This window comes from Stenotrophomonas sp. YJH_SMC_80 (genome assembly GCF_059372495.1).
This window is the reverse complement of record NZ_JCAFVP010000001.1, coordinates 289,525-312,096: the sequence shown is the minus strand read 5'-3', so window position 1 is coordinate 312,096 and position 22,572 is coordinate 289,525. Positions and strand designations below refer to the sequence as shown.

At 66.7% G+C, this 22,572-nt stretch carries 21 protein-coding genes; 7 read left to right on the top strand and 14 right to left on the bottom strand.

The annotated features are described in order from the left end of the window. Positions 1–59: 59 nt before the first annotated feature. The 4 genes from AC5P99_RS01365 to rluD are packed head-to-tail and all read right to left on the bottom strand — an operon-like array spanning position 60 to position 2,758. On the bottom strand, positions 60–497 hold the full coding sequence (locus AC5P99_RS01365) for a thiol-disulfide oxidoreductase DCC family protein (protein ID WP_180845408.1): 438 nt from the start codon (positions 495–497) through the stop codon (positions 60–62). Then, complete coding sequence (locus AC5P99_RS01360) at positions 472–996, bottom strand: DUF4166 domain-containing protein (protein WP_049451226.1); 525 nt, start codon at positions 994–996, stop codon at positions 472–474. Before AC5P99_RS01360 ends, AC5P99_RS01365 begins: the two co-directional genes overlap by 26 nt. A gap of 2 nt (positions 997–998) precedes the next feature. Further along, on the bottom strand, positions 999–1,769 hold the full coding sequence (gene pgeF, locus AC5P99_RS01355) for a peptidoglycan editing factor PgeF (protein WP_495212811.1): 771 nt from the start codon (positions 1,767–1,769) through the stop codon (positions 999–1,001). Continuing rightward, entirely contained in the window at positions 1,769–2,758 is a 990-nt protein-coding gene (rluD, locus tag AC5P99_RS01350; protein ID WP_005410789.1) for a 23S rRNA pseudouridine(1911/1915/1917) synthase RluD, read from the bottom strand. The genes pgeF and rluD overlap by 1 nt, the downstream gene beginning before the upstream one ends. 113 nt (positions 2,759–2,871) lie before the next feature. Here rluD and AC5P99_RS01345 point away from each other — a divergent pair, with 113 nt between their 5' ends. Then, on the top strand, positions 2,872–3,759 hold the full coding sequence (locus AC5P99_RS01345; protein ID WP_024956778.1) for an outer membrane protein assembly factor BamD: 888 nt from the start codon (positions 2,872–2,874) through the stop codon (positions 3,757–3,759). 189 nt (positions 3,760–3,948) lie between these two features. Next, positions 3,949–5,151 (top strand): lipase family protein, encoded by a 1,203-nt coding sequence (locus tag AC5P99_RS01340; protein ID WP_187757271.1) that lies wholly within the window; start codon positions 3,949–3,951, stop codon positions 5,149–5,151. A gap of 211 nt (positions 5,152–5,362) precedes the next feature. On the opposite strand, the gene AC5P99_RS01335 is transcribed toward AC5P99_RS01340, so the two are convergent. The 3 genes from AC5P99_RS01335 to sucC all read right to left on the bottom strand — a co-directional run bounded on the left by AC5P99_RS01335 (position 5,363) and on the right by sucC (position 9,305). After that, the gene (locus tag AC5P99_RS01335) at positions 5,363–6,997 is read right to left on the bottom strand and encodes an NAD+ synthase (RefSeq protein WP_049403035.1); all 1,635 of its coding nucleotides are present in this window, start codon (positions 6,995–6,997) and stop codon (positions 5,363–5,365) included. A 241-nt stretch (positions 6,998–7,238) separates the two neighbouring features. Then, positions 7,239–8,114, bottom strand: coding sequence for a succinate--CoA ligase subunit alpha (gene sucD / locus AC5P99_RS01330; RefSeq protein WP_005410793.1), 876 nt, complete (start codon positions 8,112–8,114; stop codon positions 7,239–7,241). A 21-nt stretch (positions 8,115–8,135) separates the two neighbouring features. Continuing rightward, positions 8,136–9,305: an ADP-forming succinate--CoA ligase subunit beta gene (gene sucC / locus AC5P99_RS01325; protein ID WP_004154430.1), complete on the bottom strand. Its 1,170-nt coding sequence runs from the start codon at positions 9,303–9,305 to the stop codon at positions 8,136–8,138. A gap of 357 nt (positions 9,306–9,662) precedes the next feature. On the opposite strand from sucC, the gene AC5P99_RS01320 reads away from it, so the two are divergent. Then, positions 9,663–11,276: a sensor histidine kinase gene (locus AC5P99_RS01320; protein ID WP_005414304.1), complete on the top strand. Its 1,614-nt coding sequence runs from the start codon at positions 9,663–9,665 to the stop codon at positions 11,274–11,276. 60 nt (positions 11,277–11,336) lie between these two features. After that, positions 11,337–12,710: a sigma-54-dependent transcriptional regulator gene (locus AC5P99_RS01315; protein WP_005410795.1), complete on the top strand. Its 1,374-nt coding sequence runs from the start codon at positions 11,337–11,339 to the stop codon at positions 12,708–12,710. Between the two features lie 125 nt (positions 12,711–12,835). Here AC5P99_RS01315 and pilB read toward each other — a convergent pair whose 3' ends face one another. The 3 genes from pilB to AC5P99_RS01300 all read right to left on the bottom strand — a co-directional run bounded on the left by pilB (position 12,836) and on the right by AC5P99_RS01300 (position 15,773). Further along, positions 12,836–14,569 carry a type IV-A pilus assembly ATPase PilB gene (gene pilB / locus AC5P99_RS01310; protein WP_123958964.1) on the bottom strand — a complete coding sequence of 578 codons (1,734 nt, stop codon included), beginning with the start codon at positions 14,567–14,569 and terminating at the stop codon, positions 12,836–12,838. Between the two features lie 222 nt (positions 14,570–14,791). Next, a complete protein-coding gene (locus AC5P99_RS01305; protein WP_446832213.1) occupies positions 14,792–15,199 on the bottom strand; it encodes a pilin in 408 nt (135 codons plus the stop codon). 151 nt (positions 15,200–15,350) lie between these two features. Then, entirely contained in the window at positions 15,351–15,773 is a 423-nt protein-coding gene (locus AC5P99_RS01300) for a pilin (RefSeq protein ID WP_088436224.1), read from the bottom strand. A gap of 352 nt (positions 15,774–16,125) precedes the next feature. Here AC5P99_RS01300 and AC5P99_RS01295 point away from each other — a divergent pair, with 352 nt between their 5' ends. Genes AC5P99_RS01295 through coaE form a run of 3 tightly spaced genes read left to right on the top strand, consistent with a single transcriptional unit; the run spans position 16,126 to position 18,879 of the window. Beyond that, the gene (locus AC5P99_RS01295) at positions 16,126–17,385 is read left to right on the top strand and encodes a type II secretion system F family protein (protein WP_012481099.1); all 1,260 of its coding nucleotides are present in this window, start codon (positions 16,126–16,128) and stop codon (positions 17,383–17,385) included. A gap of 7 nt (positions 17,386–17,392) precedes the next feature. Beyond that, a complete protein-coding gene (locus tag AC5P99_RS01290; protein WP_005410800.1) occupies positions 17,393–18,256 on the top strand; it encodes a prepilin peptidase in 864 nt (287 codons plus the stop codon). A gap of 11 nt (positions 18,257–18,267) precedes the next feature. After that, complete coding sequence (gene coaE, locus AC5P99_RS01285; RefSeq protein ID WP_088430639.1) at positions 18,268–18,879, top strand: dephospho-CoA kinase; 612 nt, start codon at positions 18,268–18,270, stop codon at positions 18,877–18,879. Between the two features lie 259 nt (positions 18,880–19,138). On the opposite strand, the gene AC5P99_RS01280 is transcribed toward coaE, so the two are convergent. The 4 genes from AC5P99_RS01280 to AC5P99_RS01265 all read right to left on the bottom strand — a co-directional run bounded on the left by AC5P99_RS01280 (position 19,139) and on the right by AC5P99_RS01265 (position 22,515). Next, the gene (locus AC5P99_RS01280; protein WP_005414311.1) at positions 19,139–19,525 is read right to left on the bottom strand and encodes a hypothetical protein; all 387 of its coding nucleotides are present in this window, start codon (positions 19,523–19,525) and stop codon (positions 19,139–19,141) included. Positions 19,526–20,025: 500 nt separating this feature from the next. Next, positions 20,026–21,354 carry a sensor histidine kinase gene (locus tag AC5P99_RS01275; protein WP_005410803.1) on the bottom strand — a complete coding sequence of 443 codons (1,329 nt, stop codon included), beginning with the start codon at positions 21,352–21,354 and terminating at the stop codon, positions 20,026–20,028. Positions 21,355–21,358: 4 nt separating this feature from the next. Continuing rightward, positions 21,359–22,036: a response regulator transcription factor gene (locus AC5P99_RS01270; RefSeq protein WP_005410804.1), complete on the bottom strand. Its 678-nt coding sequence runs from the start codon at positions 22,034–22,036 to the stop codon at positions 21,359–21,361. A gap of 8 nt (positions 22,037–22,044) precedes the next feature. Beyond that, on the bottom strand, positions 22,045–22,515 hold the full coding sequence (locus AC5P99_RS01265; protein WP_005410805.1) for a hypothetical protein: 471 nt from the start codon (positions 22,513–22,515) through the stop codon (positions 22,045–22,047). Positions 22,516–22,572: the final 57 nt, after the last annotated feature.

Sequence of the window (22,572 nt, the reverse complement as noted above, 5' to 3'; positions counted from 1 at the left end):
CGGAGGGGATCAAGGCAGTTGTGCACAAACGCCTTGATCCCCTCCGTCCCCTTTTTCATTCAATCCAGGAATCGCGCTGCCTGCTCCGGTGCGGGCAGATGACAGGCGTCGTGCCGCCCGAACCAGCGGTAGCGGTTGCGCGCCAGCGCGCGGTACGCGGCATCACGCCAGCCGCGCGGCACTGCCCGTAGTACGCCGGTCAGGCGCCAGGCGCCGCCCAGCCCCGTCAGTACGCGCAGGATCGCATCGGTATCGGTCCAGGCACCCTGTGCGTCCAGCAGCAGGAACGACATCGGGTCCTGCGGGTCCAGCCCGTGCGCGCGCAACATCGCGCTGCCCTGCTGCCCCTGCATCGCCGCAAAGCGGTAGCGCCCCGCGCGGTCGAAACGCAGCAGGAAGCGCACCCAGCGGTTGCACAGCGCGCATACGCCATCGAATACGATCACCGCGCTGCCCGCCTCGGCGGCGGCCTCACTGCGGTTCGAGCCAACCTTCATAGCGGATCAGGGCTCCCGCCCAGGGCAGCGTCACATCGACCAGGAAAGTGTAACGCTCGCCCTGCCAGGCTTCGCGGCAACGTACGCCACCAAACCAGCGCCTCGGCAGCGGCAGCAGCCCGAACGCCCAGACCCGGCGCACCGACCAGTCGATGCCACCCTCGCGGGCCTGCAGATCAAACTCGAAGCGCACCGCGCCCAACTGCTCGCGCAGGCAGCCCTCGTGCGCCCATAGCCGCGACACCATCGGCCAGCGGCCAAAACGCCGCGCCCACTGCTCGCCCTGCCCGTGTGCACTGAACGCCACTTCGGTCGGCAACGCTCCACCGTCCTTCGGCAGCCGCGCCAACACGGCCAGCAGCGGCACCAGCCAGTGCCGCCCCCTCACGATGCGCGCCTGCCCCACGTAGCGGCAGGGCAACGGCGCGGCATGCAGCGCCTGCACCGGCGCGGCCAGGGTGGCGAACGCCGGCCCCAGCACGCGCGCGAACAGCGGCAAGGTCAGGGCGCGATCCAGGCCAGCGTCGCCATGCGCCCGGTGCGACGGTCGCGCCGGTGCGAATACAGGTCCGGATCGGCCATGGTCGACACCGTGCCGCCATGGACCTGCGCCGGGTCCATGCCCGCCGCCTGCAACCGCTGCCGCGCCAGCGCGAACAGGTCCACCTTCCAATGGCCTGCGCGGGTGGCCACGAACGCCGCCTCGGCGGCCGGATCATGGCCGACGAAGGCGTGGTAGACCTCCTCGCCGATCTCGTAGTCGGCCGGTCCGGCGCCCGGGCCCAGCCACGCCCGCAGCTGCGCCGGCGGCGTCTGCATGGCGGCCACGGTGGCCTCCAGCATGCCGTCGGCCAGGCCACGCCAGCCTGCGTGGGCCGCGCCCACCTCACTGCCATCGGCGGCGGCGAACACCACCGGCAGGCAGTCGGCGGTCAGGATCGCCAGCACCACGCCCGGCACCGAGGTCACCGCGGCATCGGCCACCGGCTCAGCGGCACCCGGCACCGGCGGTGCATCGAAGCGCAGCACGGTGCTGCTGTGCACCTGGCGCAGCCAGTGCGGCGCCGACGGCAGCGCCAGCCCCTGCTGCAGCAGCCGGCGGTTGTGCTCGACGTTGGCCGGGGTATCACCCTCGGCCGCGTGCCGGTTGCCCAGGTTGAACTGCGCGAATGGCGCCGGCGAAATGCCCGCACCGTGCCGACGCGTGGTCAACGCATGGACGCCCGGCGGCGCCGGCCAGTCCGCCTGCAGCACGGGCAGCGCGGCGGCCATCACCAGCGGTCCCGCTCGCGCGCGGCGAAGGCCTCGCTGTCTTCGCGCAGCACCTTCATCAGGTGCAGCATGTCCTCCGGCACCGGCGCGGTGTTGCGCACCAGCTCACCGGTGATCGGGTGCGTGAACTCCAGGGTTTCGGCGTGCAGGGCCTGGCGCTTGAAGCCACGCAGCGCGGCCACCAGCTCATCGCTGGCCCCCTTGGGCAGCTTCAGCGCACCGCCGTACAGCGGGTCACCGATGATCGGATGGCGCACATGCGCCATGTGCACGCGGATCTGGTGGGTACGGCCGGTTTCCAGGCGGCACTCCAGCGCGGTGTGCGCACGGAAGCGCTCGCGCAGGCGGTAGTGGGTGATCGCTTCCTTGCCGTCCTCGCGCACCGCCATCTTCAGGCGGTCGCGCGGGTGGCGGTCGATCGGGGCATCGGCGGTACCGCCGGCCACCAGCGCACCCATCACGATGGCCAGGTACTGGCGGTGCACGTCGCGTGCGGCCAGTTGCTCGACCAGCGCGGTCTGCGCTTCCAGGGTCTTGGCCACCACCATCACGCCACTGGTGTCCTTGTCCAGGCGGTGCACGATGCCCGCGCGCGGCAGCACCGCCACCGACGGGTCGCGGAACAGCAGGGCGTTGACCAGGGTGCCGCTGTGGTTGCCCGCGCCCGGGTGCACCACCAGGCCGACCGGCTTGTTGATCACCAGCAGGTGCTCGTCCTCGAACAGCACGTCCAGCGGGATGTCCTCCGGCTGGGCGTCGGTCTGGGTTTCCAGCACCACGTTGAGGGTCACCACCTCGCCACCGCGCAGCGGATCGCGCGGGCGCACCTGGGCGCCGTCCAGCAGGACCTCCCCGGCCTTGATCCACTCGGTCAGGCGCGAACGCGAGTATTCGGGGAACAGTTCGGCCACCACGGCGTCGAAACGGCGGCCGGCAGCGGTGTCGGGGACGATGGCCTGGCGGGCCGATTCAGAGGGTTGTTCAGACATGGCAGGGGGCATTCTTTGAAATTTTGGGGTCCCGGCGGCCGGTTTCAGTCGCTGGACAGGACACTAGGCTATCATCGACCCTTCGTATTCCAGCCGCGTCCCGCCTTGACCTCATGATCCGACGCTCCTCCATGCTCTCCGCGCCCGTCCGCCTCACCGCCCTGCTGCTGGTGCTGGTCATCGCCGCCACCGGCTGCCACCGTGGCGCCAAGAAGGGCGATCGCCCCGATGAAGGGACGCCGGTCGAACAGTTGTACGAGAAGAGCCACAAGCTGATGCAGGGTGGCAACTGGAGCGGGGCTGAAACCAGCTTCCGCCGTCTCGTGGCCCAGTATCCGTACGGCCCGTATACCGAACAGGCGATGATCGAAACCGCCTACGCGCAGTACAAGGCCGGCAAGCACGATGACGCGGTGTCCAGCATCGACCGCTTCATCCGTACCTACCCGACCCATCGCAACATCGCGTACCTGTACTACCTGCGCGGCCTGGCCAACTCCAACCGCAGTACGGTTTTCCTGCGTCGCGTATGGTCGCTGGATGCCAGCCGCCGCGATCTGTCCACGCCGCACCAGGCGTATTCGGACTTCAACATCGTGGTCGACCGTTACCCGAACAGCCGCTACGCCGCCGATGCGCGCCAGCGCATGCTGGAGCTGCGTGACGTGTTCGCCCAGCATGAGCTGGACAACGCCCTGTACTACATGCGCCGCGGCGCCTGGGTCTCGGCCGCCGGCCGCGCCAACTACCTGCTGGAAACCTATCCGCAGAGCGCGTTCCAGTACGATGCCGTCGCCGTCCTGGCCGATTCCTACACCCACCTGGGCAACAAGACCCTGGCCGACGACGCCCGCCGCGTCCTGCAGCTGAACCAGCCGGACCACCCGTGGCTGGAAGGCAAGTGGCCGAAGTACCCGTGGATGATCCGCAAGCTGAACCCGTTCGCTGGCGAAAAGTCCGCCAGCACCGGCCAGCGCAACGCGCGACTGGAAAAGAAGTAAAAGAAGGCCCCGAAAGGGGCCTTTTCTTTGTCGGCAGATCCACGCCATGCGTGGAGGGTTCGTGCGCCCATGGACCACGACACTAGGAATTCTACGAATCCCCGGCGGATGCGACGCCGGTCCCAATCGGCGTAGGCGAGGCCCTCCACACTGCGGCGCAACGGCCATCCCGGCCGTGAAGGAGCGCCCATGACCCCACCACCCCGTCGTTTCCGCCCCCTCGCCCGCCTCCTCGCCACTGCCCTGCTGGCGCTGTCCTCGGGCCCCGTGGCGGCTGCCCCACCCGCACCGGGCGATCTGCTGTCTGCTGCCCCCTATCGCGCGTCGTGGGTGCCGTCCAAGGCCGCGCAGGCCTACAAGCTGCACTACCGCACCCCGGATCATCGCGGCCAGCTGGCCGAAGGCACCGGCCTGCTGTACCTGCCCGCCGGCGCGGCGCCTGCAGGCGGCTGGCCGGTGGTGTCCTGGGCACATGGCACCCAGGGCATCGCGGATCGCTGTGCGCCCTCGGTGTCCGGCCCCACCCATCCCGAACGCGACGGGCGCTTCCTGGACGTGTTCCTGGCCCAGGGCTATGCCGTCGCCGCCGCCGACTACCAGGGGCTGGGCAGCCCGGGGGAGCATGCCTACCTGCACGTGCGCACCGCCGCACGCAATGCCATCGACATGGTCAAGGCCAGCCGCCACTACCTGGGTGCCACGACGCTATCACCCCGCTGGGTCTCAATCGGCTATTCACAGGGAGGCGCAGCTGCATTGGCTGCAGGCCATCTGGCCGCCTCCCATGGCGGCCCATCCCTGCAGTACCGCGGCAGCTTCACCGCAGGAACGCCCACTGCGGTCGAGCTGACCGCGCTGGTGATGAAGCCCGACAACCGGGCCGCCAACCCTGGCGCGCTCAATGCGTATCACGCGTATCTGCTCGACGGTCTGCTGCAGGTTGCGCCGCAGATCGACCGCGTCCTCAGCGACACCGGCCGCGCTCGCGTGGCAGTGGCACGCGAGCAGTGCCTGGGCGAACTGGCCACCACGCTGGACGGCGCGGATACCGGCAGCATGTTCACCGCACCGCTGACCAGCGTGCCGGGCATCTGGGCCGTGTTGTACGACTATCTCGGCGTGCCGCGCCGCGGCTTCAGCCAACCGCTGATGCTGGGCCACGGCAGCGAGGACCGCGACGTCCCCTATCTGACCACCCTGCTGTATGCCGCAGGCCTGGCGCTGCGCGGCGAGCCGGTAGCGTTCCGGCGCTACCCGGTCGACCATCGCGGCACGCTGGACGCGGCGGCGGCGGATGGCCTGGCGTTTGTGCGTGCACGGCTTGAAGACGGCCACTTCAACGACGCTGCGGAAACCGCCGGCCTCGAACAGCTGCTCGACGACGCCCGGTAGATCCACGCCATGCGTGGATGCGCGGCATACGGGTTGCCGGCCAGCGGCCGGCACTACCGGAGGCAGTAGATCCACGCCATGCGTGGATGCGCGGGATACGGGTTGCCGGCCAGCGGCCGGCACTACCAAAGGCAGTAGATCCACGCCATGCGTGGATGCGCGGCATACGGCGTTGCCGGCCAGCGGCCGGCACTACCTGCCAACGGCTACCTCAACCCTTGTAGCCGTTGCTGATCGGGTAGCGACGCTCACGACCGAAAGCACGGCGCGACACCTTCGGGCCTGGCGCGGCCTGGTGGCGCTTCCACTCGCTGATGCGCACCAGGCGCAGCACGCGGTCGACCACGGCCGCGTCATAACCGGCGGCAACGATCTCCGTGCGCGACTGCTCCTGGTCGATGTAGCGGTACAGGATGCCGTCCAGCACGTCATAGGCCGGCAGCGAGTCCTGGTCCAGCTGGTTCTCGCGCAGTTCGGCCGACGGCGGGCGGCTGATCACCGCCGGCGGGATCACCGGCGCGCCGCCCACGGTATTGCGCCACTTGGACAGGCCGAACACCTCGGTCTTGTACAGGTCCTTCAACGGCGCATAGCCACCGCACATGTCGCCATAGATGGTGGCGTAGCCGACGGCGTACTCGCTCTTGTTGCCGGTGGTCAGCAGCAGGCCACCGAACTTGTTGGCCAGTGCCATCAGGATCACGCCACGGCTGCGCGACTGCAGGTTCTCCTCGGTCACGTCCGGCGCAGTACCTTCGAACATGGGCGCCAGCGATTCCATCAGGCCCTTGAACGCCGGCTCGATCGAGACCGCTTCCAGCTTCACGCCCAGTGCCTGGCACTGCTCGGCGGCCAGGTCGTTGGACATGCCGGCGGTGTACCGCGACGGCAGGCGCACAGCGGTAACGTTCTCGGCGCCGAGCGCGTCGACCGCCAGCGCCAGTACCAGCGCCGAATCGATGCCACCGGACAGGCCCAGCCAGACCTTCTTGAAACCGTTCTTGCGGCAGTAGTCCTGGATGCCACGCGTCACCGCGCGCCAGGCCAGCGCGTCCATGCTCTCGTCGCCATCGTCCATCCACACGTGCGGCATGAAGCGGCGCGTTTGGCCGTCGTACTCCACCACCAGCCACTGGTCGACGAAGGCGGCGGCGGCGGGGTGCACCGTGCCGTCACCATCGGCCACCACCGAGGCGCCATCAAACACCAGCGCATCCTGGCCACCGACCACATTGAGATAGGCAATCGCTGCCCCGCTCTCGCGGGTGCGTGCGGCCAGCACCGCATCGCGCTGGGCGTGCTTGCCGCGCTCGTACGGCGAGGCATTGGGTACCACCACCAGCTGCGCGCCGGCGCGCACGGTGTCGGCCAGCGGCTCGGCGAACCACAGGTCCTCGCAGATCAGCAAACCCACCGGAATGCCGTTGACCTCGAAGACGCAGCTGCCACCGTCCGGATCAACATCGAAGTAGCGGCGTTCGTCGAACACGGCGTAATTGGGCAGCTCACGCTTGCGGTAGGTCTGCTCGACCAGGCCATCGCGCAGCACGCTGGCGGCGTTGTAGACCACCGCGCCAGCCGCCTGCGGCCAGCCGACCACCGCGGTGATGCCGCGGCAGGCTGCGGCAATGCGCGTCATTGCCTGCTCGCACTCGTACAGGAAGCCGGGGCGCAGCAGCAGGTCTTCCGGCGGATAACCGCTCACCGCCAGCTCGGGGAACATCACCAGCTCGGCGCCGTACTCGTCGCGCGCCTGGCCGATCATCTCGATGATGCGCTCGGTGTTGCCGGCGACGTCGCCGACCGGGAAGTCGAACTGCGCCATCGCGATGCGGATCGAAGCCATGGGAATCCAGCCTGTGGTTGCAATGCCGCCATTGTAGCGCTGCGCCATGCGCGCGCCGGGCGCGCTCGCTGCGTGGACAGCCCCGGCTCAGTAGACCCACGCCATGCGTGGATGAGCTTGCCGGGATGGCCAAGGCGCCAGACGCAGAAAGGCCGCCCGGAGGCGGCCTTTCTGTTTTGCAGCAGCCGGTGGGAAGAGCAGTCGACTAACAGTCGACTCTACAATCCCCCGCCCAGCGGTCTTACTTGACCAGCTTGGCGATGGCAGCGCCCAGGTCGCCCGGCGAGCGGACGGTGACAACACCGGCCGCTTCCATGGCGGCGAACTTGCCTTCGGCAGTGCCCTTGCCGCCCGAGGCGATCGCACCGGCGTGGCCCATGCGCTTGCCGGCCGGAGCCGACGCACCGGCGATGAAACCGACGACCGGCTTCTTCACGTGGTTCTTGATGTACTCGGCGCCGGCTTCCTCGGCGTCGCCGCCGATTTCGCCAACCATGATGATGCCTTCGGTCTGCGGGTCTTCGTTGAACAGCTTCAGGCAGTCGACGAAGTTCAGGCCGTTGATCGGGTCACCGCCGATGCCGATGCAGGTGGACTGGCCCAGGCCGACTTCGGTGGTCTGCTTGACCGCTTCATAGGTCAAGGTGCCCGAACGCGACACGATGCCGATCTTGCCCGGCTGGTGGATGTGGCCCGGCATGATGCCGATCTTGCACTCACCCGGGGTGATGACGCCCGGGCAGTTCGGCCCGATCAGCACGGTGTCCGGATGCGAACGGGTCAGCACGTTCTTGACGCGCAGCATGTCCAGCACCGGGATGCCTTCGGTGATGCAGACGATGACCTTGATGCCGGCAGCAGCGGCTTCCAGGATCGCGTCAGCCGCGTACGGCGGCGGCACGTAGATGACCGAGGCGTTGGCGCCGGTGCTCTGCACGGCGTCGGCAACGGTGTTGAAGACCGGCAGGTCGATATGGGTGGTGCCACCCTTGCCCGGGGTCACGCCGCCGACAACCTGGGTGCCGTACTCGATCATCTGAGTAGCGTGGAAGGTGCCCTGCTGGCCGGTGAAGCCCTGCACGATCACCTTGGTGTTCTTGTTGATCAAAACAGACATTGGAATTCCTTGGTGTCGGTATCAGGCGGCGTTCTTGACAGCTTCAACGATCTTCTTGGCGCCATCGTTGATGTTGTCAGCCGGGATGATGGCCATGCCGCTGTCACGCAGCAGCTGCTTGCCTTCTTCCACGTTGGTGCCTTCCAGGCGCACCACGACCGGAACCTTGACGCCCACTTCCTTCACGGCGGCGATGATGCCTTCGGCAATCATGTCGCAGCGGACGATGCCGCCGAAGATGTTGACGAAGATGCCTTCGACCTTGTCCGAGGACAGGATCAGCTTGAAGGCTTCGATGACGCGCTGCTTGTTGGCACCGCCGCCCACGTCCAGGAAGTTCGCCGGCTCGCCGCCGTTGAGCTTGATGACGTCCATGGTGGCCATGGCCAGGCCGGCGCCGTTCACCATGCAGCCGATGTTGCCGTCCATGGTGACGTAGTTGATGTCCAGTTCCGAAGCGATCACTTCGGTCGGATCTTCCTGGGTCTTGTCGCGCATGGCGACCAGGGCCTTCTGGCGGAACGCGGCGTTGTCGTCGCTGTCGAACTTGCCGTCCAGCGCGTACAGGTTGCCGTCGTCCAGGATGGCCAGCGGGTTGATTTCAACCAGGGCCAGGTCCTTTTCGTTGAACAGGCGGTACAGGTTCACCATGATGCTGGCGAACTGGCCGGCCTGCTTGGCGGTCAGGCCCAGCTTGAAGCCGAAATCGCGGCCGTGGTAACCCTGCACGCCTTCGACGAAGTCGACGTTCAGCGAGTGGATCAGCTCCGGGGTTTCAGCGGCGACCTGCTCGATCTCCACGCCGCCTTCCGAAGAGGCGATGTAGGTGATGGTCTTGGTGCCACGGTCGACCAGCACCGACAGGTACAGTTCCTTGACGATCTCGCCGGCGGTGGTCACCAGCACCAGGTTGACCGGCAGTTCAACGCCAGCGGTCTGGTAGGTGGCCATCTTGGTGCCGAGCATCTTGGCCGCAGCGGCCTTCACGTCGTCGGTGGTCTTGCAGAACTTGACGCCGCCAGCCTTGCCGCGGCCGCCAGCGTGGATCTGCGCCTTGACCATCCAGGGGCCCTGGCCCAGGGAGTTGGCAGCGGCAACCGCTTCGTCCGGGGTCGCAGCGACCTTGCCGGCCGGGACCGGGATGCCGTACTCGGCAAGCAGTTGTTTTGACTGGTATTCGTGGAAATTCATGCGTCACCGTGGGAATAGGAACGACCGCACGCAATTCCTCAGGGCCCCGGCGGGGCGCCGGCATGGACCGCGGCGGGCCCACTATTGTGGCCGAGCCGGCGCCGGGGCGCAAAGAAGTCTGTACAAAACGCCAGACGCGGGCAGATTTCCACGGTCATTCAGGCAGTTGCACCCGGGCCGGGGCTGGCCACCGGTGTCCGCACCGGGCCAAATGCGCGATCCGGGCCACTTCGGCGGTGCCCGGCCGGGGGCCCTATACTGCCCTTCGCAAACGCGACGTGCCTGCCCGGCTTCAGGGGACGCCGGGCAGGCCCGCCGCAGAATCCAGACCCAGGCAGCCAGAAGGGGAGTTCCGGCGTGTCACCCAGTGCTTCATTGATTGACCGCATCGAATCGATTCCGCGGCGTGAACTGTATTTCTTCGCGCTGTACCGGGTGCTGATCGCTACGGTCATTGCCGCCCTGCTCTACAGCCCGTTGTCGGCCATGGTCGGCGAAGCCCACCACCCGCGGCTGGCCGATGTCGTTGCGGTCATCTACCTGGCCCTGTCGCTGCTGGCCCTGGTGGTCGGCCGCAACGAACGCTGGCTGCGCCCGATCGTGGTCAGTGGCGTGCTGGTGGATATCGTGGCTGCCACCCTGCTGTCGCACGCCCTGCCCGGCGCCAGTGCCGGCATCTCGATGTCGCTGCTGTTCAACATCGCCGCCGCCGCCACCCTGCTGCCGCTCAGCCTGGGGCTGGGCCTGGCGCTGGCCGCCAGCCTGGCCACCGGCGTCGAGTACACCTGGAAGCTGCTGGAAGGCGGCGACCCCACCCGCACCCTCGCCGAACTGGCGATGTTCGCCACCAGCTACCTGGCACTGGCCTTCATCAGCTACCAGGTGGGCAACCGCGCACGCCGCAACCAGCAGCTGGCCAACCAGCGCGGCGATGAAGTCGCCAACCTGTTCCAGATCAACGAACTGATCATCCGCCGCATGCGCACCGGCGTGCTGGTGGTGGACGCCGACAACCGCATCACCCTGGCCAACGAAGCCGCCTCGATGCTGCTGGGCGACAACGACGGCAACGGCGAAAGCGGGCGCCTGGACCTGGCCAGTGCCGCACCGGAACTGGCGCGCCGGCTGCAGCGCTGGCGCAATGGCTGGGCACAGGACGAACTGCCGCTGCAGCTCAACCCCGACCAGCCGGAAGTGCAGCCGCGCTTTGCCCGCCTGCTGGCCGGCAGCGACCTCGCTCTGGTGTTCCTGGACGATTCCAGCGTGGTCTCGCGCCGCGCCGAATCGCTCACCCTCTCCGCCATGGGCCGCTTCTCGGCCAGCCTGGCCCACGAGATCCGCAATCCGCTGGCGGCGATCAACTATGCCGTGCAGCTGCTGGAAGAAGGCACCGGCTTCAACGAAAGCGACCGCCGCCTGCTGCAGATCATCCGCCAGCAGTGCCAGCGCACCAACGGCATCGTCGAGAGCGTGCTGGGCTTGGCACGGCGCGAACGCGCCACGCCCGAGAACGTGGACCTGGTCGCCTTCGTGCGCCGCTTCGTGCTGGAGTACAAGCAGGGCCAGACCCTGGAGACCGACAGCATCGAACCGATCATCAGCGACACATCGGTGATGGCCCAGGTCGACGCCAAGCATCTCTACCAGGTGCTGACCGTGCTGGTGCACAACGCACTGAAGTACGGCCGCATCGGCCAGCAGCCTGCACGGGTGCGGCTGCGCGTGGCCCAGCACGAACGCAGCGCGGTGATCGACGTGATGGACCGTGGCCCGGGTATCCCGGAGAGCGTGGCCGCGCAGCTGTTCCGGCCCTTCTTCACCACGTCCGAGCATGGCACGGGACTGGGCCTGTACATCGCGCGCGAGCTGTGCAGGGCCAACCAGGCCCGCCTGGACTACATCGCGGTGCCGGCCGGTGGCTCCTGCTTCCGCCTGGTGCTGCCCGGTCCACATACGCTGCTGCCGAGCTGATCCCCATTCTGTGCGTCAAACATTTGTCGCTTCCACCCCCCTCGTTTATCTTTCACGCCCATGAATGAAACCCGCAGCGCCCTCGTCGTCGACGACGAACGCGACATCCGCGAACTGCTGGTGCTGACCCTCGGCCGCATGGGGCTGCGCATCAGTACCGCCGCCAACCTGGCCGAGGCACGTGAGCTGCTGGCCAGCAATCCGTACGATCTGTGCATCACCGACATGCGCCTGCCCGATGGCAACGGCATCGAACTGGTCAGCGAGATCGCCCAGCACTACCCGCGCACGCCGGTGGCGATGATCACCGCATTCGGCAGCATGGATCTCGCCGTGGAGGCGCTGAAGGCCGGTGCGTTCGATTTCGTCAGCAAGCCGGTGGACATCTCGGTGCTGCGCGGACTGGTCAAGCACGCGCTGGAACTCAACAACGCCGAGCGCCCCGCACCGGGCCCCAACGCCGAACAGGGCGGGCGCCTGCTTGGCCACTCGCAGGCCATGGATGTGCTGCGCACCACCATCGGCAAGGTCGCGCGCAGCCAGGCGCCGGTCTACATCCTCGGCGAGTCGGGCGTCGGCAAGGAGCTGGTCGCACGCACCATCCATGCCCAGGGCGCGCGCGCGGCCGGCCCGTTCGTGCCGGTCAACTGCGGCGCCATTCCCGGCGAGCTGATGGAGAGCGAATTCTTCGGCCACCGCAAGGGCAGTTTCAGCGGCGCACACGCTGACAAGCCTGGCCTGTTCCAGGCTGCGCACGGCGGCACTCTGTTCCTGGACGAAGTGGCTGAACTGCCGCTGCAGATGCAGGTGAAGCTGCTGCGCGCGATCCAGGAAAAGTCGGTGCGCGCGGTGGGCGCGGCCAACGAGGAGCCGGTGGATGTCCGTATCCTCTCGGCCACCCACAAGGACCTGGCCGAGCTGGTCGAGGACGGGCGCTTCCGCCACGACCTGTACTACCGCATCAACGTGATCGAACTGAAGGTGCCGCCACTGCGCGAACGCCGCCAGGACCTGCCCGAACTGGCCGCCGCCGTGCTGGCCCGCCTGGCCCGCAGCCACGGCCGCGCCACCCCGCTGCTGGCGCCGTCGGCGCTGGAAGCGCTGGCACAGTACGCGTTCCCGGGCAATGTGCGCGAGCTGGAGAACATCCTGGAACGTGCGCTGGCCCTGGCCGAGGAAGACTGCATCGGCGCCGACGACCTGCGCCTGCCGCAGCACGCGCCGCGTGCACCTGGCAGTGCGGCGCCCGCCGAAGCGGTGGCCGACCTGCAGCCGGGCAGTGCCGCCCTGCCCTCCTACATCGAGCAGCTCGAGCGCAGCGCCATCCAGCGTGCGCTGGAAGAGAACCGCTGGAACAAGACCCGTACCGCCGCGCAGCTGGGCATCACCTTCCGTGCGCTGCGCTACAAGCTGAAGAAGCTGGGGATGGAGTAAATCCGGAGTCGGATCCCTTTCCAAAGGAAAGGGCTCTGACCCGGCGCGTACCACCAACCTGGCAGTGCCGGCCGCTGGCCGGCAACCCCATGCATCGCGTCATCCACGCATGGCGTGGATCTACCTCAATCCTTGGTGACGCGGTTGATCTCGGCCAGGCTGGTGATGCCCGCCGCCGCCTTCTTCAATGCCGACTGGCGCAGGTCATTCACCCCGATCTGCTGCGCCGCCTCGGCAATCTGCAGCGCATTGCCACCGGCCAGCACGATGGTGGCGATCTCATCGGTCATCGGCATGACCTGGTAGACGCCGGTCCGGCCCTTGTAGCCCTCGGTGCATTCATCGCAGCCCACGGCCTCGTACAGCTCGATGCCCGCATCCAGCTGCGCCTGCGTGAAGCCTTCGGCCAGCAGCGCATGATCGGGCAGGCTGGACGGACGCTTGCAGTTGCCGCACAGGCGACGCGCCAGGCGCTGGGCGATCACCAGCGTCACCGAGCTGGTGATGTTGTAGGGCGCGATACCCATGTTCATCAGGCGCGCGATGGTCTGCGGCGCATCGTTGGTATGCAGCGTGGACAGCACCATGTGGCCGGTCTGCGCGGCCTTGATCGCGATCTCCGCCGTTTCCAGGTCGCGGATTTCGCCGACCATGATGATGTCCGGGTCCTGTCGCAGGAACGAGCGCAGCGCCGCGGCGAAGGTCATGCCGCGCTTGTTGTTCTGCTGTACCTGGTTGACGCCGGGCAGGCGGATTTCCACCGGGTCTTCGGCAGTGGAGATGTTGCGCGTCTCGTCGTTGAGGATACCCAGCGCGGTATACAGCGACACGGTCTTGCCCGATCCGGTCGGGCCGGTCACCAGCACCATGCCGTAGGGCTTGTGGATGGCATCCAGGAACAGCTTCTGCTGGTCCGGCTCGTAACCCAGCTTGTCGATGCCCAGCTTGGCCGCGCTGCCATCGAGGATACGCAGCACCACCTTCTCGCCGAACAGGGTCGGCAGCGTGCTGACGCGGAAGTCGATCTGCTTGGTCTTGGACAGGTTGAGCTTGATGCGGCCGTCCTGCGGGACGCGCTTCTCGGCGATGTCCAGCTGTGCCATCACCTTCAGGCGCGCGGCGATGCGCTGGTTCAGCTTCACCGGTGCGCGCGCGACCATCTTCAGCAGGCCGTCGATGCGCAGGCGCACGCGGTAATCGTCTTCGTAGGGCTCGAAGTGGATGTCCGATGCGCCCTTGCGGATCGCATCGACCAGCACCTTGTTGACGAACTTCACCACCGGGGTGTCGTCACCCTTGGCATCGATGCCGGACTCGCCGCCGGTGGCGCCGAGATCCTCGTCGCCGGCCGCCACGTCCAGGTTGCCCATGCCATCGTCATCGCCACCCAGGGCATCGCCGAGGGTGTCATGGCTGGCGTGCCACTGTTCCAGCGTGCGCCGGATCTGGTCCTCGTCGACCAGGATCGGCTCGACCACCAGGTTGGTGTGGAACTTGATCTCGTCCAGCGAGTGGGTCGGGTTGCTGGTGCCGACGAACAGCTTGCCACCGCGCTTGAACAGCGGCAGCACGTTGTGCTTGCGCAGCAGCTCCTCGCTGACCAGGCTCATCGCGTTCTGGCTGGCGTCGAAGGTGGACACGTCGAACAGGGGCATGCCGAACTCGACCGCGTTGGCGGCGGCCAGCTGAGAGGCATTGACCAGCTTGTTCTGCGCGAACCAGGTCGGCAGTGGCTGGCGCGCGGCGGCGGCCTTGGCCATGGCGTCGCGGGCGGTGGCCTCGTCCAGGGCCCCGTCCTGCACCAGGCGACGGGCCAGGCCGGTGATGCCGACAAGATTGGCGGTGGTGACAGCGTTCATATGAATCCTTGGCTCATGGGGTCATGCCATGCCGTGCGTCTTGCACGGACACCGCACGGGGCAGCAGAACCCGCCGCGACCCAATGGCCACCGGCATCGCCAATCCATGAGCAACACTGCCTTGCCCGGCACTCCCGTCCCGGCAGGCACGATCCTGACTCCCCCGGGGATGATAGCCCCGTCAAGGGGCAGCCAGCATCCCATCGGAGCGCTGAAGTGTGATCAGCAGCCGGTCGGGCGATAGCGCGCTTCGAACGCGCTGCCATCGCAGCTCCAGATGCCCTCGGCGGAGCGGCGCAGGATCAGGTCCTTGCCGTCCAGCGCGCTGTGTCCCTTGAGGGTGCAGCTGATGTGGCCGACACCGGAGTCGCTGAGTTCGGCTTCGACGTTGGAGCAGTGGGCGTTCTGGGCGCCACCGATGAACTCGGGGGTGACCTCACTAGCGGATCGTCCTTGATAGACAACCGTCTCCACCAGTGTTTTTCCGGGACTGATATCCGCCAGCGCGGCTGTCAGCTGGGTGCGGATGATGTACGGCTGGAACACCACCGTCGCGATGGCCGCCAGAACGGCGATGATGGCCACGACGATCATCAGCTCGATGAGCGTGAAGCCCTTCTGCGTGTTCATGACTCCCCCTGTTTGATCCAGCAATCCCCATTGCTGCGTGCTGACCGGGATTCGTACTCCAGTCAGCACAAGGCCCGCCGAAGCGGGCCTTGTGTCTACTCACGAGAGCTTAGGTCAAACCTAAACTACCAAGCCTCGTGGACCTGAAGGATTACTTGCAGCCCTTCGGAATGAACTTGGCGTCGACCTGCTTGGTTTCGCAGACAAAACCACCTGCGACCGCAGTATCACCAGTACCAGAAGCCTGGGTGTAGTTCAGTGCGATGGTGGAACCGGTACCGATACGGCCCGGATCACGGATGGTGCAGGTCATACCGCCCTGAGCTACTGCGATGGTCGAGCAGGAGCCAGTTTCGGCTGCCTGGAAGCCAGCGTTCTGAATGGACGGGGTACCGCCATCGCTGATGACCATCTCGAACTGGGTCTTGTGCGAGGCCAGGTCGGCCAGCGCAGCGGTGACCTTCGACTTCGAGGTGTAGTCCTGGTAGGCCGGCAGCGCGATGGCGGCCAGGATGGCGATGATCGCGACGACGATCATCAGTTCGATAAGGGTGAAGCCCTTCTGGTTCTTCATTGGTACATCCCCAAGATAGTGGTGGTTGAGTTCAGTGCACGGGATCGGACCAGGCTGTGCCGGTTGAGCGGGCCCCGTGCCCTGCGGGTGGATCAACGCAGGTTGCGTGCCAACCCCGGCACGCCTCCCCCTGGATTTCCCCGCGCCCATGATGGCAGCAATTTCGCGGATGGGAACCCCCCGCTTCCGAATCTGCGATGGACGCGGCAATGTGACGCAGTACGTCACCTTTGGTCGGCACCCGGCACGAAATCGCACGCTGGGCCGCCTGCCAACTGCCCATCCGCCCTTGAACCCGCTACCATCGATGGCTAGTTACCCGCCTGGGGATGGCGGGTCTTGGGGAGCCAAAATGTCTGTCAGTCGCAGTGCGATCAAGAAAGAGCCGGTGGCGCGCGCCACCATGGAGCTGCAGCCGTTTGTCTGGGAGGGGACCGACAAGCGGGGCGTGAAGATGAAGGGCGAGCAGCTGGCCAAGAACGCCAACCTGCTGCGCGCCGAGCTGCGCCGCCAGGGCATCAACCCGGGCCAGGTCAAGCCCAAGTCGAAGCCGCTGTTCGGCGCCGCCGGCAGCCCGGTCAAGCCCAAGGACATCGCCTTCTTCAGCCGGCAGATGGCCACGATGATGAAATCCGGCGTGCCGATCGTGTCGGCGCTGGACATCATCGCCAGCGGGCACAAGAACCCGCGGATGAAGAAGCTGGTCGACACCATCCGCACCGACATCGAGGGCGGTTCCTCGATGTACGAGGCGGTCAGCAAGCACCCGGTGCAGTTCGATGAGCTGTACCGCAACCTGGTGCGGGCCGGCGAAGGCGCCGGCGTGCTGGAAACCGTGCTGGACACGGTGGCCACCTACAAGGAGAACATCGAAGCGCTGAAGGGCAAGATCAAGAAAGCGCTGTTCTACCCGATCATGGTGGTGGTGGTGGCGATGCTGGTCAGCGGCATCATGCTGGTGTTCGTGGTCCCGCAGTTCGAGGACGTGTTCAAGAGCTTTGGTGCCGAGCTGCCCGCCTTCACCCAGATGGTGGTGAACCTGTCACGGTTCATGGTGTCGTGGTGGTGGCTGATGCTGCTCATCGCGATCGGTGCCGCAGTCGGCGCGATCATGGCCTACAAGCGCTCGCCGAAGATGCAGCATGCGATGGACCGGTTCGTGCTGAAGGTACCGGTGATCGGGCAGATCATGCATAACAGCGCCATCGCCCGCTTCTCGCGCACCACCGCGGTGACCTTCAAGGCCGGCGTACCGCTGGTGGAGGCGCTGGGCATCGTGGCCGGTGCTACCGGCAACACCGTGTACGAAGAGGCGGTGCTGCGCATGCGCGACGACGTTTCGGTCGGTTACCCGGTGAACATGTCGATGAAGCAGACCAACCTGTTCCCGCACATGGTCATCCAGATGACCGGCATCGGCGAAGAGGCTGGTGCGCTGGACGCCATGCTGTTCAAGGTGGCCGAGTACTATGAGCAGGAGGTCAACAATTCGGTGGATGCCCTGAGCAGCCTGCTGGAACCGATGATCATGGTGTTCATTGGTACCATTGTGGGCGGCATGGTGATTGCCATGTACCTTCCCATCTTCAAACTCGGCGCCGTCGTCGGATAACACATACATGGCTTTTCTCGACCAGCATCCTGGCCTCGGCTACCCCGCTGCGGCCGCCTTCGGACTGCTGCTGGGCAGTTTCCTGAACGTCGTCATCCTGCGCCTGCCCAAGCGGCTGGAGTGGCAGTGGAAGCGCGATGCGCGCGAAGTCCTGGAGGAACCGGACTTCTATGAGCCGCCCCCACCGGGGATCGTGGTCGAGCCGTCGCACTGCCCGCACTGCAAGCACAAGCTGAGCTGGTACGAGAACATCCCGCTGTTCAGCTGGATCATCCAGGGCGGCAAGTGCCGCCACTGCAAGGCACCGATCTCGCTGCAGTACCCGCTGGTGGAGGCGCTGACCTCACTGCTGGTGGTGGCCTGCGTCTGGCAGTTCGGCTTCGGCTGGCAGGGTTTCGGCGCCATCGTGCTGACCTGCTTCCTGATCGCGCTGTCCGGCATCGATCTGCGCACCCAGCTGCTGCCCGACCAGCTCACCCTGCCGCTGATGTGGCTGGGGCTGATAGGCAGCATCGACAACCTGTACATGCCGGCCAAGCCCGCCCTGGTGGGCGCGGCGGTGGGCTATCTGTCGCTGTGGACGGTCTGGTGGCTGTTCAAGCAGCTGACCGGCAAGGAGGGCATGGGCCACGGCGATTTCAAGCTGCTGGCAGCGCTGGGCGCCTGGTGCGGGCTGAAGGGCATCCTGCCGATCATCCTGCTGTCGTCGGTGCTGGGCGCCATCATCGGCTCGATCTGGCTGTACAGCCGGGGCCGTGACCGCGCCACGCCGATTCCGTTCGGCCCTTACCTGGCCATTGCCGGCTGGTTGTACTTCATGTGGGGTGCGCCGCTGGTGGAGCAGTACATGGTGATGAGCGGGCTGCGCTGAGGGGAGTCCCCATGAGCCGCTACGTGGTTGGCCTGACCGGTGGCATCGCCTCGGGCAAGAGTGAAGTGACCCGGCGCTTCGAAGCGCTGGGCATCGTGGTGGCCGACGCCGACCTGGCCGCCCGGGCCGTGGTGGCTGCCGACAGCCCGGCGCTGGCCCGCATTGCCGAGCGTTTCGGCGCCGACATGCTGCTGGCCGACGGCGGCCTGGACCGGGCCCGCCTGCGCGCCCACGTCTTTGCCGATCCGGCCGAGCGGACGGCGCTGGAAGCCATCACCCACCCGGCCATCCGCCTGTTGATGCAACAGCAGTGCGAGCAGGCTGAGAGCCCCTATGCGATTGCGGCCATTCCGCTGCTGACCGAGGTGGGCGGACGGAAGGCCTACCCTTGGCTGGACCGGGTATTGCTGGTGGATGCACCGGAAGCCGTGCAGCACGCTCGGCTGATGCAGCGCGACGGCATTGATGCCGCGCTGGCCGACCGGATGATTGCTGCGCAGGCCAGCCGTGCGCAGCGCTTGGCGCTGGCCGATGACGTGGTGGTCAATGATGGGCAGCCGGAGGACCTGCAGGTGCAGGTGGAACAGCTGCATGCGCGGTATCTGGGCTTGGCCGGGGCTTGAGGCCTGGTTGCCGGCCAGCGGCCGGCACTACCAAAGCGCATCCACGCGTGGCGTGGATCTACTGGCCGATTCGATTGCCGGCCAGCGGCCGGCACTACCGAAGCGCATCCATGCGTAGCGTGGATCTACTGGCCTATTCGATTGCCGGCCAGCGGCCGGCACTACCAAGGCGCATCCATGCGTGGCATGGATCTACTGGCCGATTCGATTGCCGGCCAGCGGCCGGCACTACCGAAGCACATCCATGCGTGGCGTGGATCTACTCCAGCTGCTGGCGGGCGTAGCGGGCCAGTTCGCGGGCGCCCAACAGCAGGCCGTCGACCACATCGGGATTGAGCTGCTGGCGGGCGCCGCCCTGCTCCCGCGCGATTTCGGCAGCGTGCAGCAGCTGGATCAGGGTATTCAGGCCGGCAAGCGTGCGGCTGAGACCAGCCATCGTGGCGGCCTGCGCCGGGCTGGCCCCCTGCACATCCAGCCGCTGGCCGTCGGCGGCGTCGCGGCCATCCATGCGCGCCAGAAGGGCAGGCAGCAGGTCCCTGGGGTCATCCAGCAGAACTTCGACCCGCTCGGCGACGTCGGCAGGCAGCAGGTGGGCGGCATCGCCGATCAGGGCGTGCAACTGGGGGAACAGCGCGCGGGTGGACATGATGAAGCTCCTCGCAGACGGCAGGCCACCTGCAGATGCAAGGTGGCGGACGGTGCGGGTTGGCGTACCGGACAACTCCCAGATGGATGGAAACTCCGGCGGATTCCCGGGAATCCCCACGCACCGCCCGCCATGAAGCGAGCACAGTGCATTGTCCGCGATGCCGCGCGAGGCATCGGAAGTTTTCCATCTGACAGTTGATTTCAGGACGCCAATCCCGGCCAAGGCACCTGCCCCGGCCAAGGCACCTGCCCCGGCCAGGTCATCAGGCCATCACCGCGCACGGCGATCTGTAAGGAAATTCCCAAGTGCGGCGCGGGCTTGCCAATGCGTGCGTTGGAACACGCGCAGGGCGCGGCAGCGATCACGGTGGTGTCGTGTCGGGCCTGTGATGCGATGTCCGCGTGCGGGGGATTCAGTGGCACAAGCGACACAGGGCGTGATGCAAGGTCGGCAGGGTCCGTGCCGACCAAGGTCGGCACCCACCAAAGCAGGGCTGCTTACAACGGCTTCGGCGAGAACGTCAGGGTGGCGATCACGCCACGCTCGCCACCGGGGCGCACGCTCACCTGCCAGCCGTACAGGTCGCACAGACGGCTGACGATCGACAGGCCGATGCCGCCGCCCTGCGAATGACCGGCGTGCGTGCCGCGGTAGCCACGCTGGAACAGCTTGGCCGCGTCTTCCTCGCTCAGGCCCGGGCCGCTGTCGGTCACCGACACCGAATTGGCGCCCACGAAGACGCGTACTTCGCCATCCTGCGAGTACTTCACCGCGTTGCCGATCAGGTTGCCCAGCGCCACCGACAGCGCCGCCTCGGGTGCATCGATCACCAGGTTGCGCTCGCCTTCCAGCAGCAGCTCCAGCGGCTTGCCCCCCAGCTGCGCGCGGTGCGCATCCAGCAGCTGCTCGGCCACGCGGGCCACGTTGCTGGTGCCCTGCCCGCGCTCGTTGCGCGACAGCAGCAGTAGTGCGCCGATCAGGTCGCTGCACTGCTGCTCGGCACGCTGGATACGCTGCAGGCGCTGCAGCACCTTCTCGTCCAGGCCGGGCCGGGTCAGCAGCAGCTCGGTGGCACCGCGGATCACTGCCAGCGGCGTGCGCAGTTCATGGCTGACGTCTGCATTGAACTCGCGATCGCGCTGCACCACTTCGGTCAGCCGCGAGGAATAGTCGTCCAGCGCCTGGGCCAGCTGCCCCACCTCGTCATCGGGAAAGCGCGGCGCCAAGGGCTCGGGCTCACTGGTACCGCCACGGTACGCACGCAGCCGCGCGGCCAGGTCCGACACCGGCTTCATCACCTTCGAGGCCGACCACCAGCCCAGCACCAGCGACAGCACGCTGAACACCAGCACCGACAACACCAGCGCGCGGTTGAGCTGCTTGCCGCCGCGCACGCTGTCGGTCATGTCATAGGCGAGGAAGAACCAGGCGTCGTCGGCCTTGCGTACCGCCAGCTTGTAGGCATACGGCTGCCCCTGCTCGTCGGTGCCACTGAGGTTGTAATTGCCGTTCTGCAGGTCGGCCCACTGCGGCCACGACTCGCGGGCCTTGTCGAATTTGTCAGCCGAGTAGGCGTACGCCCGGATCTGCTGCACGGGCACTGCCGGATTGCGCCCCGGATGCTCGTAGAAGCGCCGCGCATACTCTTCGATGTTGTGGTTGATCACGTCTTCCACCAACTGGTTTTCCACCCGCATGCGGGCCCAGTTGGTGGCGAACGCGAACAGTGTCGTCAGGCAGAAGCCCAACAACACGAACGAGACGATGATGCGGCTGCGCAGGCGCCGCCGGTATGGCGTGCGCCGGCGCTCCCCCTTGGCTGCCACGGAATCAGGCTTCCGGGGTGGCGATGCGGTATCCGATGCCATGGCGGGTCTGGATCAGCGGCACTTCAAACGGCTTGTCGACCACCGCACGCAGGCCATGGATATGCACGCGCAGCGAATCCGAATCGGGCAGTTCCTCGCCCCACACGCGGGTTTCCAGCTCCTGGCGGGTCACCACCGCCGGTGCCGCTTCCATCAGCGCCTGCAGGATCTTCAGCGCGGTCGGGTTGAGCTGCAGCAGCTTGCCCTGGCGGCGCACTTCCAGCGTATCCAGGTTGTATTCCAGGTCGCCGGTTTCCAGCACGCGGGTCTGCACGCCCTTGCCGCGGCGCGACAGGGCGTTCAGACGCACTTCCACTTCCTGCAGCGCGAACGGCTTGATCAGGTAGTCATCGGCACCGGAATCGAAGCCGGCCAGCTTGTTGTCCAGCGAATCGCGGGCCGTCAGCATCAGCACCGGGGTCTGCTTGCGCGCTTCATTGCGCAGTTTGCGGCAGACTTCGATGCCGTCCATGCCTGGCAGGTTGAGATCCAGCACGATCGCGTCGAACTCGTGCACCACGGCCAGATGCAGGCCGGTGACCCCGTCAGCCGCGAAGTCCACCGTATGCCCCCGGTCCTCCAGATAGTCGCCCAGGTTGGCCGCAATGTCGCTGTTGTCTTCGATTACCAGGATTCTCACTGTCACCTCTAATTGACTGTACTGCCGGCGCGCATGACCTGCCTCATGTCCTGCTGTGCCCGTTCCTTCTGCCGAGCACGCTCGGCAACGGTCATGCACTGCGTCGTGGTCCGGTTGGAACCGATGGGCTTTTCACGTTGGCATATTAGACGACTATCTTCACGCGCCTGTGTCAAAACCGTGTTCACGACCTGCTGATCGTTGAAGACCTGGGTTTGCACTGGTTCAGGCATGGAATCGCGTGCCGGGTACTGCTCCACCGCTGCGCGCATGCGTGCCAGGGCGTCGTTGACGCGGGTGCGCTCGTCCTGCTTGAGTTCCGAATAGGTTTCGCCGTCCTTGAGCTCCACCTCGATACGCGCGATCTGCTGCTGCAGCGGCTGGCCGGGCACGAACACGTCCTTGCCCCTGGATGCCGATGCGGTACTGACCAGGGCGAGTCCTGACAACAGGACGGCCGACATCAAAGCCTGTTTCATGGCAAACAAATCCTTGTCTGTGGCGAATCCCGACTCTATTCGCACCCCCTTCACGCC